This window comes from Tardibacter chloracetimidivorans, from assembly GCF_001890385.1.
In the GTDB taxonomy this organism is placed as follows: Bacteria; Pseudomonadota; Alphaproteobacteria; order Sphingomonadales; family Sphingomonadaceae; genus Tardibacter; species Tardibacter chloracetimidivorans.
Window position 1 is genome coordinate 73,813 of sequence record NZ_CP018221.1, and the last position, 15,164, is coordinate 88,976.

General features: G+C 64.6%; 15 protein-coding genes. 11 read left to right on the top strand and 4 right to left on the bottom strand.

Annotated elements, in window-relative coordinates; translation table 11 throughout:
- The first annotated feature begins 2 nt into the window (after positions 1-2).
- Positions 3-611 (top strand): F0F1 ATP synthase subunit B family protein, encoded by a 609-nt coding sequence (locus BSL82_RS00385; RefSeq protein WP_072595524.1) that lies wholly within the window; start codon positions 3-5, stop codon positions 609-611.
- A gap of 57 nt (positions 612-668) precedes the next feature.
- On the opposite strand, the gene BSL82_RS00390 is transcribed toward BSL82_RS00385, so the two are convergent.
- Entirely contained in the window at positions 669-1,301 is a 633-nt protein-coding gene (locus tag BSL82_RS00390) for a glutathione S-transferase family protein (RefSeq protein WP_072595525.1), read from the bottom strand.
- A 95-nt stretch (positions 1,302-1,396) separates the two neighbouring features.
- Here BSL82_RS00390 and BSL82_RS00395 point away from each other — a divergent pair, with 95 nt between their 5' ends.
- The 4 genes from BSL82_RS00395 (at position 1,397) to BSL82_RS00410 (ending at position 3,731) form a co-directional block, all read left to right on the top strand.
- Positions 1,397-1,897 carry a GNAT family N-acetyltransferase gene (locus BSL82_RS00395; protein WP_072595526.1) on the top strand — a complete coding sequence of 167 codons (501 nt, stop codon included), beginning with the start codon at positions 1,397-1,399 and terminating at the stop codon, positions 1,895-1,897.
- Between the two features lie 101 nt (positions 1,898-1,998).
- Positions 1,999-2,301, top strand: coding sequence for an SCP2 sterol-binding domain-containing protein (locus tag BSL82_RS00400; protein WP_072595527.1), 303 nt, complete (start codon positions 1,999-2,001; stop codon positions 2,299-2,301).
- Positions 2,302-2,388: 87 nt separating this feature from the next.
- The gene (locus BSL82_RS00405; RefSeq protein WP_072595528.1) at positions 2,389-3,096 is read left to right on the top strand and encodes a CoA transferase subunit A; all 708 of its coding nucleotides are present in this window, start codon (positions 2,389-2,391) and stop codon (positions 3,094-3,096) included.
- Positions 3,096-3,731, top strand: coding sequence for a 3-oxoacid CoA-transferase subunit B (locus BSL82_RS00410; protein ID WP_072595529.1), 636 nt, complete (start codon positions 3,096-3,098; stop codon positions 3,729-3,731). Before BSL82_RS00405 ends, BSL82_RS00410 begins: the two co-directional genes overlap by 1 nt.
- A 15-nt stretch (positions 3,732-3,746) precedes the next feature.
- On the opposite strand, the gene BSL82_RS00415 is transcribed toward BSL82_RS00410, so the two are convergent.
- The gene (locus BSL82_RS00415) at positions 3,747-4,541 is read right to left on the bottom strand and encodes a helix-turn-helix domain-containing protein (RefSeq protein ID WP_226998530.1); all 795 of its coding nucleotides are present in this window, start codon (positions 4,539-4,541) and stop codon (positions 3,747-3,749) included.
- A gap of 84 nt (positions 4,542-4,625) precedes the next feature.
- Between BSL82_RS00415 and leuC the strand changes: the two genes are divergently transcribed.
- Positions 4,626-6,065 (top strand): 3-isopropylmalate dehydratase large subunit, encoded by a 1,440-nt coding sequence (leuC, locus tag BSL82_RS00420; RefSeq protein ID WP_072595530.1) that lies wholly within the window; start codon positions 4,626-4,628, stop codon positions 6,063-6,065.
- On the top strand, positions 6,065-6,664 hold the full coding sequence (leuD, locus tag BSL82_RS00425; protein WP_072595531.1) for a 3-isopropylmalate dehydratase small subunit: 600 nt from the start codon (positions 6,065-6,067) through the stop codon (positions 6,662-6,664). Before leuC ends, leuD begins: the two co-directional genes overlap by 1 nt.
- 35 nt (positions 6,665-6,699) lie before the next feature.
- Here leuD and BSL82_RS00430 read toward each other — a convergent pair whose 3' ends face one another.
- Positions 6,700-9,420 carry an SLBB domain-containing protein gene (locus tag BSL82_RS00430; RefSeq protein ID WP_072595532.1) on the bottom strand — a complete coding sequence of 907 codons (2,721 nt, stop codon included), beginning with the start codon at positions 9,418-9,420 and terminating at the stop codon, positions 6,700-6,702.
- Positions 9,421-9,570: 150 nt separating this feature from the next.
- Here BSL82_RS00430 and leuB point away from each other — a divergent pair, with 150 nt between their 5' ends.
- The 4 genes from leuB to BSL82_RS00450 are packed head-to-tail and all read left to right on the top strand — an operon-like array spanning position 9,571 to position 13,103.
- Complete coding sequence (leuB, locus tag BSL82_RS00435; protein WP_072595533.1) at positions 9,571-10,620, top strand: 3-isopropylmalate dehydrogenase; 1,050 nt, start codon at positions 9,571-9,573, stop codon at positions 10,618-10,620.
- Positions 10,621-10,669: 49 nt separating this feature from the next.
- Complete coding sequence (gene metZ, locus BSL82_RS00440) at positions 10,670-11,878, top strand: O-succinylhomoserine sulfhydrylase (protein WP_072595534.1); 1,209 nt, start codon at positions 10,670-10,672, stop codon at positions 11,876-11,878.
- Complete coding sequence (gene apaG / locus BSL82_RS00445) at positions 11,875-12,273, top strand: Co2+/Mg2+ efflux facilitator ApaG/CorD (RefSeq protein WP_072595535.1); 399 nt, start codon at positions 11,875-11,877, stop codon at positions 12,271-12,273. The genes metZ and apaG overlap by 4 nt, the downstream gene beginning before the upstream one ends.
- Positions 12,270-13,103, top strand: a complete 834-nt coding sequence (locus BSL82_RS00450; RefSeq protein WP_072595536.1) for a LysR family transcriptional regulator — start codon at positions 12,270-12,272, stop codon at positions 13,101-13,103. The genes apaG and BSL82_RS00450 overlap by 4 nt, the downstream gene beginning before the upstream one ends.
- On the opposite strand, the gene parE is transcribed toward BSL82_RS00450, so the two are convergent.
- A complete protein-coding gene (gene parE / locus BSL82_RS00455) occupies positions 13,073-15,052 on the bottom strand; it encodes a DNA topoisomerase IV subunit B (protein WP_072595537.1) in 1,980 nt (659 codons plus the stop codon). The two genes, BSL82_RS00450 and parE, sit on opposite strands and share 31 nt — an antisense overlap.
- Positions 15,053-15,164: the final 112 nt, after the last annotated feature.

The window sequence follows — 15,164 nt, forward strand, 5'->3', positions numbered from 1 at the left end:
TCATGGCTGACCCGGTTCAAGTGCAGACTGGCCCCACGGGCGCGGTCGTGGAACATGCCGAAACTGTCCAGACCGCCTTGGTCGAGCAGGATACGGACGGGCATCACACCGCCGCTGTGACCTGGCTGGGGTTCGATTCCGCCGGCTGGGTCGCCGTTGCGATGCTGATCCTGATCGGCATCATGATCTGGAAAAAGGTGCCGCAGGCGATCGGGCGGGCGCTCGACGGCTATACCGCCAAGGTAAAGGCCGAACTGGACGAGGCGTCCCGGTTGCGCGCCGAGGCTGAGGCGCTGCTTGCCAGCTATCAGGCCGAGGCGAACGAGGCGGCGGAGGATTCCAAAAAGATCGTCGCCCACGCCAGGGCCGAGGCCGAGCGTCTGGTCGCAGAGGCGAAAATTCAGGCCGAGGAAGCCATCGCGCGCCGCACCCGGTTGGCCGAGGAAAAGATTTCGGCCGCCGAGCGTGCCGCCACCGATGGTCTGCGCGCCCGCGCCGCCGACATGGCCGTCGAGGCCGCGCGCAGCACGATCGCGTCGCAGACCGACGCCTCGGTTCAGAAGAAGCTGACCGATCAGGCGATCGGCGAACTGGATCGCCGCCTGCATTGATCCCCGTCGCTCCGCAGCGCGTCGTTGCGGAGCGTCCGATAGCAGATAGCCGACCCTTCAGGCGGCCATGCTCGGTCGCGCGGAAACTTCCGAATACCAGCGGGCCAGATTTGCACGGGTCTCGCCCGGCACCAGCCCCGCACGTCGGCCGAAGTCCAGCGCGACAACGAGCGCGATGTCGGCATAGCTGAAGCGGTCGCCGGCGAGATGGGCCGATGCGCCAAGTCGGGCGTCGGCCGCCGCCACGAACTGGTCGAACATGATGCGGCCCCGGGTCACGAGTTCGGGAAGTTGCGGCATTGGCGGCCATTTGCCGGGCAGAGCGCGGTCCCTGAGCGCGGGCACGGTGTTGCGAAAGACATTTTCCACTGCTGCGTAGCATTCGCTTTCGATGCGGCGGGTCCAGCCCTCGATCAGTGCGATTTCAACCGGCGTCTGCCCGAACAGATTGGGTTCTGGATGCACGGCTTCGAAATAGCGGCAGATCGCGGTCGATTCATCTATGACCGTGCCGTTGTCGAGGAGCAGCGTTGGCACCGTCCCTCGCGGATTGACCGCCAGATAGGCGGGCGCGAGCTGTTCGTCCGTGCGCAGGTCGATCGACACCGTTTCGACCTCCACCCCCTTTTCCGCGAGAAAAATCCGTACCCTGCGCGGGCTTGGCGCCCAGCCTGCGTCAAAGAGCTTCATCCGGACGATCCTTTTTTCTTTGCCTTGCAACAAGCGGCTGCTAGGGCGCGCTCGATCATGATTAGGCCCGGCCGCGGCAGGTTGGCGAGGATAAATTGAATATCAGACAGGCGGTGGAGTCGGACCGGCCAGCGATCGAGGCGGTGCTGGACGCAGCGTTCGGCACCGACCGGCATCAGCGGACCGCCTATCGCGTGCGCGAGGGCATGGCTCCCATCGCATCGCTCAGCCGCGTGGCGGAGGAAAATGGCCGGATCATCGCATCGCTGCAATGTTGGCCGGTTGAACTTCGTACCCCCGATCAGGCGACGCCGCTGGTGATGCTGGGCCCGGTTGCCGTCCTTCCGGAACTGCAACGTTCGGGCGTCGGCAAGGCGTTGATGCAAGCGACGCTGAAGGCCGCCGACGATCAGGGGGTGGAGGCGATCATGCTGATCGGCGACGCCGAATATTATGGCATGTTCGGATTTGACGCATCACACGCGCGCCAATGGGACTTGCCCGGTCCGTTCGAGCGCCACCGCCTGCTGGTGCGCGTTCCAGCCGGGGTGAAGTTGCCTGCCGCAGGCGCTGTCGGTCCCAGACGCGGCGCGTGAACGGCGATTTCCTTGCCGGACTTGCGCTGAGAATGGACAAGGCCAATTCTTGCGGCGCGAACCACCTGGCGTAATCTCGGCAGGTAGAGGAGGAGGCTGAAATGGATCTGGCGCAAATGACCGCCGAACTGGCGCAGAGAAAGGCCTTTCTGCCGGGCAAGACCGTGAAGCTCGATTTCGCCGAAGATGGCGCCATCGTGCTCGACGGGGTCGACGGGCAAGTGACCAACAACCAGGAAGCGCAGGCCGACACGACGCTTCATATCAGCTGGGACGACTGGCGCGCGCTCGCGTCCGGCAAGCTTGATCCGGTCTCGGCCTATATGCAGGGCAAGCTCAGGGTGGACGGAAGCATGTCGCTGGCGATGCAGATGCAGACGCTTCTGGCCGAGCGGAGGGCGTGAGATTTTTGCATGCGCGCGTGCAACCTTGTGCGTTTGCCACGTGGTTGCCGTTTTACTATTTCGGGGAATGAAAAGGGGAGCGGTGTCATGAACAAGATATTCCCCAGTGCCGAAGCGGCGCTGGAAGGCACGTTGAAGGACGGGATGACGCTGGTTGCCGGCGGTTTCGGATTGTGCGGCGTTCCCGAACGGCTGATCGACGCGATCGTCGCATCCGGCGTGAAGAATCTCACCATCGCGTCGAATAATGCGGGCACGGATGGCGAGGGCCTGGGCAAGCTGCTGCGCACGCGCCAGATCAGCAAGATGATCAGTTCCTATGTTGGCGAGAACAAGGAGTTCGAGCGCCAATATCTGTCGGGCGAGCTTGAGCTGGAATTCTGTCCGCAGGGAACGCTGGCGGAACGCATGCGCGCAGGCGGCGCGGGCATTCCCGGTTTCTACACCAAGACCGGCGTCGGCACCCTTGTTGCCGAAGGCAAGGAGTTGAAGGAATTCGACGGCCAGCTTTACGTGCTGGAACGCGGCATCATGGCCGATCTCGCGATTGTGAAGGCCTGGAAATCGGACGAGGCGGGCAATCTCGTTTTCCGCAAGACGGCGCGCAATTTCAATGCGCCCGCCGCCACGGCAGGCAAGATCACGGTGGTGGAAGTGGAGGAGGTCGTCCCCACGGGCAGCCTCAACCCCGACTGCATCCACGTTCCCGGCGTTTACGTGCAGCGTGTCGTCTGCGGTGCGCCTTACGAAAAGAAGATCGAGTTCCGGACAACACGCGCGCGGGAGAATGCATGATGGGCTGGAGCAGGGACGAAATGGCCGCCCGCGCGGCGAGGGAATTGCGCGACGGCTTTTATGTGAACCTCGGGATCGGCATCCCGACGCTTGTCGCCAACCACATTCCGAAGGGCGTTAATGTGACGCTCCAGTCGGAGAATGGAATGCTGGGCATCGGGCCGTTTCCATATGAGGATGAGGTTGACCCCGATCTCATCAACGCCGGCAAGCAGACGATCAGCGAGCTGCCGTCCAGCTCCTATTTTTCGTCCGCCGACAGCTTCGCCATGATCCGTGGCGGGCACATCGATCTGACTGTGCTGGGCGCGATGGAGGTCTCCGAGGAAGGGGATATCGCCAACTGGATGATCCCCGGCAAGATGGTGAAGGGCATGGGCGGCGCGATGGATCTGGTCGCGGGCGTCAAGAAGATCATCGTCGTGATGGAGCACACGTCAAAGAACGGCGACGCGAAGTTCATTCCTGCCTGCACCCTGCCGCTCACCGGCAAGAATGTGGTCGACATGATCGTCACCGATCTGGCCGTGTTTCAGCGGCCGGACCACGACAGCCCGTTCAGACTGATCGAGATGGCTCCAGGGGTTACGGCTGACGAGGTCGCCGCCAAGACGACGGCCAAATACATCTCCTGAACCGGATGGCCCCGCTCACACCGGGCGGGGCAGCAGCAGGACCACCCGGAATCCGGGTGCGGCGGCGGGCAGGAAGTTTACCTGCTCATAGGCGAGCGGTCCGTCTTTCGGGTGGAGAAAGCGCCGCTCGCCGCCTTCGGGGTCGAGGACGTTCTGTTCATCCCACCAGATGGCGAAGTCCGGACTGCCGGAGCGCAATTCGGCGATCAGCGCCAGCGTCTCCGGATCGTCATGCTGACGGGCAAGCTCGGCGCGGCATTCCGCCACCAGCCGCCGGGCGCGATCTTCCCATCCAACGATAAAGCGGCGCGCCGAACCGTCGAGAAAGACGAAGCGCAGCAGATTTGGCGATGCGCGGGCGAGCCATGCGCCGAAAAGATGCTTTGCCTGCGCGTTCCAGCCGCGCATGTTCCAGCGACGATCCAGAATATAGGCGGGCGCGGTCATCGCCTTCACGCTGGCTGAAAGACTGGCAAGCCGGTCTTCGCCGCCGCCAGCCGTGCCTGCGGCGGGATCGTGTCGGTCCGCCAGGGTGAAGAGATGCGCACGCTCGGCCGCCGCCAGACGCAGCGCACGGGCGATCCGGTCCAGCGTGGCGGCCGAAGCCGCGACCTCACGCCCCTGTTCGATACGCACGTACCAGGTTGCGCTGATGCCTGCGAGCTGCGCCACTTCCTCCCGCCTCAGGCCTGGCGTGCGCCTTCGACCTGTGGCCGAAAGCCCGACTTCCTGCGGCACAAGCCGTATCCTGTGCGCCTTCAGAAATGCGCCAAGTCGCTGGCGTCTCTGCTCCGACTCGATCATGGTCATTTTTATACCAGTATAAGATGGACTATTGTACCACTCTGCGATCGAGTTCAGAGCAGGGCTTCAGCCAATCACCAGGATGGTCCGATGAGCACAAGACCACGCACCTTGTACGAGAAGATCTGGGACGCGCATGTCGTCGATCGGCGCGAGGACGGCACCTGCCTGATCTATATCGATCGCCACCTCGTGCATGAAGTCACCAGTCCGCAGGCGTTCGAAGGCTTGCGCGCGGCCGGGCGCAGGGTCCGGCGTCCGGACCTGACGCTGGCCGTGCCCGATCACAATCTGGCGACCACTCCGCGCGTCAAGGACGGCGTGCGGCTGCCGGTGGCCGACCCGGAATCCGCACAGCAGCTTGAAAGCCTTCGCAGCAACACGGCCGCCTTCGGGGTCGAATATATCGACGATCTGTCTCCGGAGCAGGGCATCGTCCATGTCATCGGGCCGGAGCAGGGGTTCACCCTGCCGGGGACGACGCTGGTCTGCGGCGACAGCCACACAGCGGCGCATGGTGCGCTGGGCGCGCTGGCATTCGGAATCGGCACGTCGGAAGTTGAGCATGTGCTCGCCACCCAGACGCTGCTGCTGAAGCAATCGAAGACGATGGAGGTTCGGGTCGACGGCACGCTTGGCTTTGGCGTGACGCCGAAGGACGTGGTGCTTGCGATCATCGGCAAGATCGGCGCTGCGGGCGGCACGGGCTATGTCATCGAATATACCGGCTCGGTGTTTCGGGACATGTCAGTCGAAGGGCGGCTGACGGTCAGCAATATGTCGATAGAAGGCGGCGCAAGGGCAGGGCTGATCGCGCCGGACGAAAAGACCTTTGCATATCTGAAGGGCCGCAAGCGCGCTCCGAAGGGAGAGTTGTGGGAGAAGGCGGTTGACTATTGGCGGACGCTGCCGACCGATCCGGGGGCGACCTATGACCGGGTGGTGACGCTGGATGCTGCCGAGATCGAGCCGCTTGTCACCTGGGGCACAAGCCCCGAGGACGTCATTCCGGTGACGGGTGCGGTGCCTGACCCGATGAGCTTTGCCGATCCCTCCAAGCAGGAAGCGGCCCGCAAGTCACTGGAATATATGGGCCTCACGCCCGGCATGCGAATGTCCGACGTTCAGGTGGAGAACATCTTCATCGGTTCATGCACGAACAGCCGGATCGAGGATCTGCGCGCCGCAGCCGAGGTTGCGAAAGGCCGCAAGGTGGCGGGCAATGTCCGTCAGGCGCTGGTCGTGCCGGGCTCAGGACTGGTCAAGCGCCAGGCGGAAGAGGAAGGGCTGGACCGTATCTTCATTGAAGCGGGCTTTGAATGGCGCGAGCCGGGCTGCTCGATGTGCCTCGCGATGAACCCCGACAAGGTGCCGCCGCAGGAGCGCTGCGCCTCTACCTCCAACCGCAATTTCGTCGGCCGGCAGGGGCCGGGGTCGCGCACGCATCTGTTGTCGCCGGCCATGGCGGCGGCGGCGGCGGTGACGGGCCGTCTTGCCGATGTACGTGATCTGATGGGAGGAGCACGCTGATGGAACCGATTTCCACCGTTTCCGGCCGCGCCTATCCGCTTGGCCTGAAGAACATCGATACCGATGTCATCATCCCCGCCTATTATCTGAAGACGATTTCCCGGACGGGGCTGGGCAGGGGCGCATTCGAGACTCTGCGCGCCCAGCCCGGCAATGTCTTTGACGACCCGCGCTATGCCGGTGCGCCGATCCTGGTCGCGGGCGATAATTTCGGTTGCGGCTCCAGCCGCGAGCATGCCGCCTGGGCAATGAACGATATGGGCATTACGGCCGTCATCGCACCCAGCTTTTCAGACATATTTTCGGGCAATGCCTTCAAGAACGGAATCCTTGCGATAGTGCTGCCGCAGGACCAGGTGGACCGTCTGGTGGAGGTCGCGCGCGAGGGCGAGATCACGGTCGATCTTGAAAACCAGGTCGTGACCACGCCCTATCAGGAGCGGTTTCACTTCGACATCGATCCGTTTCGCAAGCATTGCCTGCTGAGCGGTCTGGACGAGATCGGCATGACCCTGGCCATGGACGAGGCAATAAGCACCCATGAAGCCGGGATCGCCGCCGGCCAGCCCTGGGTCGGGAACGCCGCCAGCGCGACATGAGGCTCTATAGGCCGCCTGGTTGAGGCCGGCCTGCGTCAGTCGTTGTTGGCCAGGATCGCGACGGTGGCGACCGACGAGACGAGCTGGCCAACGATGCCCACGATGTTCTGCACCAGCTCAAGCTTGAACAGCGGGTCTAGGTTCTTCGGGACGATCACGGTCGTTCCGGGCGGCACGGTGACGTTGGAGCCGCGCCACACCGAATTCTTGACCGGCTGCGCCAGGCCGTTCGGATAGACCACATAGATGCGGCCCTTGTCGGCGCTGAACTGCGTGCCGCCGGCATCCTTCACATATTCGCTGACGTTGCGGCCCGCCCGATACTGAACAGCACCTGGATTCGACACGTCGCCAAGCACGATCACGAAATTGGGCTGCTTGGGCATGTGGATCGCGTCGCCACCCTCAAGGAAGGTGTCCAGGGTCGGCTTGAGGTCCAGCACGCGCGGGTCGGCCTCCACAACCATGCGCCCCACGCCCTGCGCCGTCGCCAGCTGCTGGCTGATCTGGGTCACCGCCGCGATACCGCCCGCATCCACATTCTTGCGTGCGGCGATGGCGAGCACGGCATTGCCAAGATCGCGGGCGGTCCGGCGATAGCCTTCTTCCTCGGCCTTCTGGACCGAGCGGCGCGTCATCACCACGCCATAGGGATAGGCGAAGCGGGTCAGCCCGCCCGCGCGGTCGATGAGCGACGACAGCGTTTCACCCTTGCGGACGGTATAGAGCCCCGGCCGCGCGAACTCGCCTGTCAGCAGCACCGATGCGCTTTCAAACTGTGGCTGGGGCGCGCTCAGCCGGATGTCGTCACCGGCGCGAAGCGAGACACGGTCCAGCACCAGACCTTCGGCGTCCAGCGCATAACGCTTGATGTCCGGGTTGCCGGTCGCCGGAGAGGTGGTGAGATCGATCACCACGCCTTCATGGCTGCTGATCGATCCTTCGGCGATGTTGAGTGCGACTTCCGCAGTCACCGGCCCGGCAACGGGATAGGCGCCCGGGCGACGAACCGCGCCACCGACCCCAATCGCGTTTTCGATCAGGAATGGGAGCAGCGCCGGCTCGCGCTCAAAGGTGGACGGGCAGACGGACATGGCGGCGTCGGTCGCAACGTCTGCGTTTTTCGCCGCCGACGTCTGCGAGGCATCGGTCGTGCTGCCGACATCGGCCGCCTGCGCCTGGCCCTCGCGCTCGACGATGAAGGCCCCGCGGGTCAGCACCGAAAAGCGCGAGGACTGGGTGTCGCGCACCGTGTCGGCAAAACGCGACAGCGACTTGCACTCCGGCAGCGGGTTGGGCTGGCCCAGCACGATCTGCCGGACCGCCGCCGTGTTCATGAAGGCTATGTCGGCCCGGGAAAACACCCACAGCGTGTCGTTCGGCTGAAGCGGCACCGAAGGCCCTTGCCCAAGCGCCGTCAGCAGGTTGACAGGCTGGAAGATGCGGCTACCGCTTTCCGGATCGCGCCGGATCAGCGCCGCCATCGGCAGATAGGTGTCGGCCTTGACGTCGTGGATGGAGCCCAGCAGGTCGCGCACGGTGGGCGCTGCCGGAAGCGGCCGCGGGCCTGCGTTGATGACGTTGCCGTGCAGGGTCACGCGGTTGACAGCGCCGCCTGCCGATCCGGACGCCACCACCAGCGCATCGCCGGCAATGATCTGCTGTTCCACGCCTGTGACCTGGACGAAGGCCTCACCGCCGTCGCTGTTGATCCGGCTGATCGAAACGGAGCTTCCGCGCGGACGCACCGCACCGCCCGCATAATCCAGTATCGCGCCGACCGTGGCGCTGCCGCGAAGCTCATATATGCCCGGTCGTGCGACGCCGCCGGTCACCGCCACGGTGTCGCCGATCACCGGAACGATGATGCGGTCGCCGTCCTGCAGCCTGACGGATTTCGGCAGCCCGATGCCGAGCAGGCCATAGAGATCGACGCTGATCGCGCGATTGCCCCTGATCACGCGCACACGGCGAAGCGAGCCGGTGCGGCGCACGCCCTCGGCGCGGGCAAGCGCGCTGGCGACATCGGCCAGCGAAGTAAGCTGATATTGTCCCGGCCTTGCCACTTCGCCGCCGACGAACACTGTAATCGCGCGGACCGACCCGACGGACGTATAGGCATTGGTGCCAAGCAGCGTGCTTCGGGTGGCCGATGTGATGTCGCTTCGCACCTGCCCCAGGCTCCGACCGGCGGCGCGAATCGGCGGCAGCGCGCCGACGATGATCTCGCCCTCGCGGTTGACCTGCACCGTCTCGGTCTCGTTCGTCGCGCCCTGGAAGTTGACGACAAGCTGGTCGCCGACGCCAAGCATATAGGAATCGCTCACCTGACCTGTGAGCGGCCCGCTTATCGCGGTCGTCGACCTGAAAAGCTCATAGCCGAACTGACGGAGGGTGCTGTCCTCCAGCCGGGTCTGGTATTCGCGTTCGATGGCGGACGGCTCATAGATCTCGTCGAGTTGCCGCAGTGCTTGCTGGCGCTGCAGCTCCAGCTCTTCGGCCGTCTTCTCGGGCCGCTGGAAAAGATTGTCCTGCTGTTGCGCTCCGGCGTTCTGCGCGTCTCCGGTCTGGCGTGCGCTGTCCAGTGCGGTGCTTGAGGTGCTGCCTGAGCCAAGCTGCCTTTGCAGCTGGTCGATAACTCCGGGATCGATCGCGCCGCCAAGCGACTGGGCCGACCCCACCGAGCCGTTGCAGAGCACGGCAAATGACGCCACCGCTGTCAGTACATGCCGTGCGACGCACCTCGACCGCTTCATATCAGCAACAACCCCATCGCCCGCTAGAGGTTGATCCTGATAGGAGCGGCTCCACCGGGCGTCAATGCGAGGTTTGACAACATGCCGGGCGTGCCGCACAGGGCGCGGCGACAGATTGGTCAAATCGGACAGACGCAAAGGAAAGCCAGTATGTTGATCGCGCTTTTGCCGGGCGACGGGATCGGTCCAGAAGTGATCGCAGAGGCCGTAAGGGTGCTTGCTGCGGCCGGCGCGCGGGATCTTGTGTTCGAGACGGCCGAGGTCGGCGGCGCTGCCTATAAGGCGAGCGGCCACCCGCTGCCGCAGGCGACGCTGGACGTTGCCCGGCGCGCGGATGCGATCCTGTTCGGCGCTGTGGGCGATCCGGATTGCGACAGGCTGGAACGGCATCTGCGGCCCGAGCAGGCGATCCTGGGGCTCCGCAAAGAGCTGGGGCTGTTCGCGAACCTGCGGCCTGCAAAGCTTTTCCCCGAGCTTGCCGATGCGTCCGCCCTGCGTCCGGAAATCGCGCGGGCGATCGATCTGGTCATCATTCGCGAACTGACGGGCGACGTCTATTTCGGGCAGCCGCGCGGGCTCAGGAAAACCGACAAGGGCCTGCGCGAGGGTTTCGACACGATGCGCTATGATGAGTCGGAGATCGCCCGCATCGCCAAGGTGGGGTTCGAAACCGCAATGGCGCGCAGCGGCAGGCTCTGCTCGGTCGACAAGGCCAATGTGCTGGAAACGTCGCAGCTGTGGCGCGACGTGGTGATGGAAGTGTCGGCGGACTATCCCGAGGTCGAGCTGTCGCACATGTATGTCGATAACGCGGCGATGCAGCTTGTGCGCGCGCCGGGCCAGTTCGACGTGATCGTGACCGGCAATCTTTTCGGTGACATATTGTCGGATCAGGCGTCGATGTGCGTCGGTTCCATCGGCATGCTGCCGTCCGCCTCGCTCGATTCCAGCGCAAAGGGCCTTTACGAGCCGATCCATGGTTCGGCACCCGACATAGCCGGGCAGGGAAAGGCGAATCCTCTGGCGACGATATTGTCGGCGGCGATGATGCTGCGCTATTCGCTGGGGCAGGCCGATGTCGCCGACCGGATCGAAGCTGCGGTGTCGCGCGCGCTGGAGACGGGGCATCGCACGGCCGACCTTGGCGGCAATGCATCCACGACGGCAATGTGCGATGCGGTAATCGCGGCGCTGGGCTGAATATCCACATCATTGACGAGACGCGCAGTGGCGCGGCAAAGCTGAACGCATGAAGCGCAAGACTGGACAGGATCGCTCCGTCACCTCGAAATGGCGTCCGGCCACACAGGCCGTGCGCGGGGGCAGCGCACGGTCCGAATGGGGCGAGACGTCAGAGGCGCTGTTCCTCACATCGGGCTATGCCTATGACTGCGCGGAAGACGCGGCGGCGCGGTTCCGCGGCGATCAGAAGGGCATGACCTATTCCCGGTTGCAGAACCCGACCGTGGAAATGCTGGAACAGCGGCTTGCGCTGATGGAGGGGGCGGAGGCCGCCCGCTGCACCGCATCGGGCATGGCGGCGATGACGGCCGTGCTGCTCTGCCAGTTGAAGACGGGCGATCACCTGGTTGCGGCGCGGGCGATGTTCGGATCGTGCCGCTGGCTCACCGATACGCTGCTGCCCAAATTCGGGATCGAGGTGACCATCGTCGATGGCCGCGACGCCCACGCCTGGAAAGCGGCGCTGAAGCCCAACACGCGCCTGTTCTTCCTTGAGACACCGGCGAACCCGACGCTGGACATCGTGGACATCCGGGCGGTGTGCGACATCGCCCATGAGGCAGGCGCGCAGGTGGTCGTCGATAATGCCTTTGCGAGCCCCGTCCTTCAACGGCCGATGGAGTTCGGCGCCGACATCGTCGCCTATTCAGCCACCAAGATGATGGACGGGCAGGGCCGTGTGCTGGCGGGTGCGGTGGTCGGGACCGAGGATTTCATCCTCAACACGCTGTTGCCCTTCACCCGCAACACCGGGCCGACGCTGTCCGCATTCAACGCCTGGGTGGTGCTGAAGGGGCTGGAGACGCTTGATCTGCGCGTGATGCGGCAGAGCGACAATGCGCTGAAGATAGCCCGTTTCCTCGAAACGCGGGTGCCGAGGCTGCTCTATCCCAACCTCCCCAGCCATCCGCAGTACCAGCTTGCGATGCGGCAGATGAAAGCGGGCGGCACCATCCTGTCGATCTATCTGGACGGGGGTCGCGCGCAGGCGCACGGCCTGCTGGATGCGCTGGAACTTGTCGACATATCCAACAACATTGGCGATTCCCGGTCGCTGATGACGCATCCCGCCTCCACCACCCATGCGGGGCTGAGCGAGGAGGTGCGGATGGAGATGGGCGTGACCGAAGGGATGCTTCGCCTGTCGGTGGGGCTGGAGGACGCGGACGACGTGATCGCGGATTTCGACCAGGCCTTGAGGGCCGTCGGGCTTTGAAGGCGCTGTTCCCTCATGCCGCCACCACGCGCGGCGTGACGGTTCGCGTCGTCGTGAGCTACCTTGCCGATCAGAGCCAGCCGACGGACGGGCGCTGGTTCTGGGCCTATCATGTGCGGATCGAAAACGAAGGGGAGGGACAGGTCCAGCTCCTTTCGCGCCATTGGCTGATCCGCGACGGCAACGGCGTACTGCACGAGGTGAAGGGCGATGGCGTGATCGGCGAGCAGCCGGTGATCGAACCCGGCGGCGCTTATGATTATGTGTCCGCCTGCCCGCTCGGTACCCGCAACGGGTCGATGGAAGGCAGCTATCAGATGGTGGCGGAAGACGGCGGCACGTTCGACGCAGTGATCCCCCGCTTCGAGCTGACCGTTCCGGCGGTGACGACATGAAGCGGACCCATCTTCCGCTCAACGCCCTGCGCGTGCTGGATGCGGCCGCCCGGCATCTGTCGTTCACGCGCGCGGCGGACGAGCTTGCAGTCACTCCGGCGGCGGTCGGCCAGCAGGTCAGGGCGCTGGAGGAAACGCTGGGTGTCGTGCTTTTCCGCCGCACCACCAAGGGGCTGGACCTGACGCCGGAGGCGGAGCGCGGATTGCCCGCGTTGCGCGCAGGCTTCCTCCAGTTCGAGGAATCGGTGCGGGCGATGCAGGAGGGGCAGACGTCGCGGATGCTGACCATCGCTGCGCCGCGTGATTTCACGGCGAAATGGCTGACGGCACGGCTGGTCGCCTATGGCCGGACCGAGCCGGAGCTTCGGTTCAATCTGGTTTCGGCCGACCAGAGCGTCGATTTCACCGAAGCCAATCTGGACTTCGCTATCCGCTTTGCCGAAGACGCCGAGGGGCTGGAAGGCGTGCCGCTCAGGGATGGGGCCATGGTCACCGTGGCCGCGCCCAATGGCAACACCTCGACCCCGATCATCTGGAACGGCTCGTCCGATACGGGTGGAGCAAACGCGGGCGGGCTCAATGTTGCCGACGCGGGCCTTGCGCTGGATGCTGCTGCGGCTGGCTTCGGCCATGCGCGCGTTCCGGCGCTTCTGGCCGAAGCCGACATCGCGTCCGGCCGTCTGGTCGTGGTTTCAGGGCCTGAACCCGTCGCTGCGACCTATTGGATCGTCGCCCCCGCGCCGCAATGGCGGCAGAAGAAGGTCAAGGCGATCGTGGCGGCGCTGACCGCACCCAGTGATCAGGCGTCTATCGTTTCGTCGTCCACATAGGCGGCGTTCGCCTGGATGAAGGCGAAACGATGCTCCGGATTGCGGCCCATCAGCCGGTCCACCAGATCGCGCACGCTGGCCCGCTCTTCATATTCGCCCGGAAGCGTGACCTTGATCAGCGTCCGGGTCTTCGGGTCCATCGTGGTTTCCTTGAGCTGGGTGGACGCCATCTCGCCAAGGCCCTTGAACCGGCTCACCTCCACCTTCTTGCCCTTGAAGACCGTCTTATCCAGTTCCGCCCGGTGCGCGTCGTCACGGGCATAGGCGATGGTTCCACCCGCCGACAGCCGGTAGAGCGGCGGCTGGGCAAGGAAGACGCGGCCGTCGCGCACCAGCCCCGGCATTTCCTGAAAGAAGAAGGTCATCAGCAACGTCGCGATATGCGCGCCGTCGACATCGGCATCGGTCATGATGACGATGCGCTCATAGCGAAGCGCCGCCGGATCATATTTGTCCCGCGTGCCGCAGCCCAGCGCCTGGATCAGATCGGCGATCTCGTTGTTCGCGCGGATCTTGTCGGCCGTGGCGCTGGCGACGTTCAGGATCTTGCCCCGGATCGGCAGGACGGCCTGCGTCTTGCGGTCGCGCGCCTGCTTGGCGGAGCCGCCCGCGCTGTCGCCCTCGACGATGAAAAGCTCGGTGCCCGCAGGGTCGTCCGACGAGCAGTCGGTCAGCTTGCCCGGCAGGCGGAGATTGCGCTTTGACGTGGCCGTCTTGCGCTTGACCTCCCGCTCGGCGCGGCGGGCGAGGCGCTCGTCCATGCGGTCGAGCACAAAGCCCAGCAAGGCGCGGCCGCGGTCCATATTGTCTGCAAGGAAGTGGTCGAAATGATCCTTCACCGCATTTTCGACAAGCCGCGCGGCTTCTGGACTGGTGAGCCGGTCCTTGGTCTGGCTCTGGAATTGCGGATCGCGGATGAAGACCGACAGCATCATCTCCGCGCCCGAGAAGATGTCCTCGGCCTGTATGCCGTCCGCCTTCTTCTGCCCCACCAATGCGCCGAAGCCGCGAATCCCCTTGGTCAGCGCGCCCCGAAGGCCGGTTTCATGCGTGCCCCCATCGGGCGTGGGGATGGTGTTGCAGTAAAAGCTGGTCGATCCCTCGCCATAAAGCGGCCAGGCGACCGCCCATTCGACCGAGCCCTGTCCATCGGGAAAATCCTGACGACCGGCGAAGAACTCCGCCGTCACGCATTCCCTCGTCCCGATCTGTTCCTTCAGATGATCGGCAAGGCCGCCGGGGAACTGGAAAACGGCGCTTGCGGGCGTGTCGTCGCCGATCAGTTCCGGCGCGCATTTCCAGCGGATTTCGACGCCCCGGAAAAGATAGGCCTTCGACCGGGCGAGACGGTAGAGCCGGGCTGGCCTGAAATGGGCGGTGGGACCGAAAATCTCCGTGTCCGGCGTGAAGCTGACGGAGGTGCCGCGCCGGTTCGGCGTTGCGCCCAGCTTCTCCAGGCCGCTGGTGGGATGTCCGCGCGAAAAACTCTGGCGGAACAGTTCCTTGTTCCGCGCGACCTCGACCACCGTGTCGGCCGAAAGCGCGTTCACCACCGATACGCCCACGCCATGCAGGCCGCCGGATGTCGCATAGGCCTTGTCGGAGAATTTGCCGCCGGAATGCAGCGTGGTCATGATGACCTCAAGCGCCGACTTGTCCGGGTATTTGGGATGCGGATCGACCGGGATGCCGCGCCCGTTGTCGATGATGGTCAGCCGATTGCCCGGCTCCAGTGTCACCTCGATGCGGGTGGCGTGACCTGCGACCGCCTCGTCCATCGCGTTGTCCAGCACCTCGGCCGCAAGGTGATGGAAGGCGCGCTCATCGGTGCCGCCGATATACATGCCCGGCCGCCGCCGCACGGGTTCGAGCCCTTCCAGAACCTCGATCGCGCTTGCGTTGTAGGACTGTTCGGCTGCCCCCCCGGAGGCCGAGAAAAGATCACTCATGGAAAAGACTTATAGAGCGGCGATCGCCTGGTGGGGAGGGGGCAACTGAAGTTTCTCGACGCTCCCCCGTCATCCCGGCGAACGCCGGGATCCACGAACATTGCCCTGTGCG

Bases quoted from the DNA above. Each gene is read 5' to 3' on its own strand.
- parE (WP_072595537.1), bottom strand. From the start codon at position 15,052: ATGAGTGATCTTTTCTCGGCCTCCGGGGGGGCAGCCGAACAGTCCTAC.
- BSL82_RS00410 (WP_072595529.1), top strand. From the start codon at position 3,096: ATGGGCTGGAGCAGGGACGAAATGGCCGCCCGCGCGGCGAGGGAATTG.
- leuB (WP_072595533.1), top strand. From the start codon at position 9,571: ATGTTGATCGCGCTTTTGCCGGGCGACGGGATCGGTCCAGAAGTGATC.
- BSL82_RS00450 (WP_072595536.1), top strand. From the start codon at position 12,270: ATGAAGCGGACCCATCTTCCGCTCAACGCCCTGCGCGTGCTGGATGCG.
- BSL82_RS00385 (WP_072595524.1), top strand. From the start codon at position 3: ATGGCTGACCCGGTTCAAGTGCAGACTGGCCCCACGGGCGCGGTCGTG.
- metZ (WP_072595534.1), top strand. From the start codon at position 10,670: ATGAAGCGCAAGACTGGACAGGATCGCTCCGTCACCTCGAAATGGCGT.
- BSL82_RS00400 (WP_072595527.1), top strand. From the start codon at position 1,999: ATGGATCTGGCGCAAATGACCGCCGAACTGGCGCAGAGAAAGGCCTTT.
- BSL82_RS00415 (WP_226998530.1), bottom strand. From the start codon at position 4,541: ATGACCATGATCGAGTCGGAGCAGAGACGCCAGCGACTTGGCGCATTT.
- BSL82_RS00430 (WP_072595532.1), bottom strand. From the start codon at position 9,420: ATGAAGCGGTCGAGGTGCGTCGCACGGCATGTACTGACAGCGGTGGCG.
- leuC (WP_072595530.1), top strand. From the start codon at position 4,626: ATGAGCACAAGACCACGCACCTTGTACGAGAAGATCTGGGACGCGCAT.
- leuD (WP_072595531.1), top strand. From the start codon at position 6,065: ATGGAACCGATTTCCACCGTTTCCGGCCGCGCCTATCCGCTTGGCCTG.
- BSL82_RS00390 (WP_072595525.1), bottom strand. From the start codon at position 1,301: ATGAAGCTCTTTGACGCAGGCTGGGCGCCAAGCCCGCGCAGGGTACGG.
- BSL82_RS00405 (WP_072595528.1), top strand. From the start codon at position 2,389: ATGAACAAGATATTCCCCAGTGCCGAAGCGGCGCTGGAAGGCACGTTG.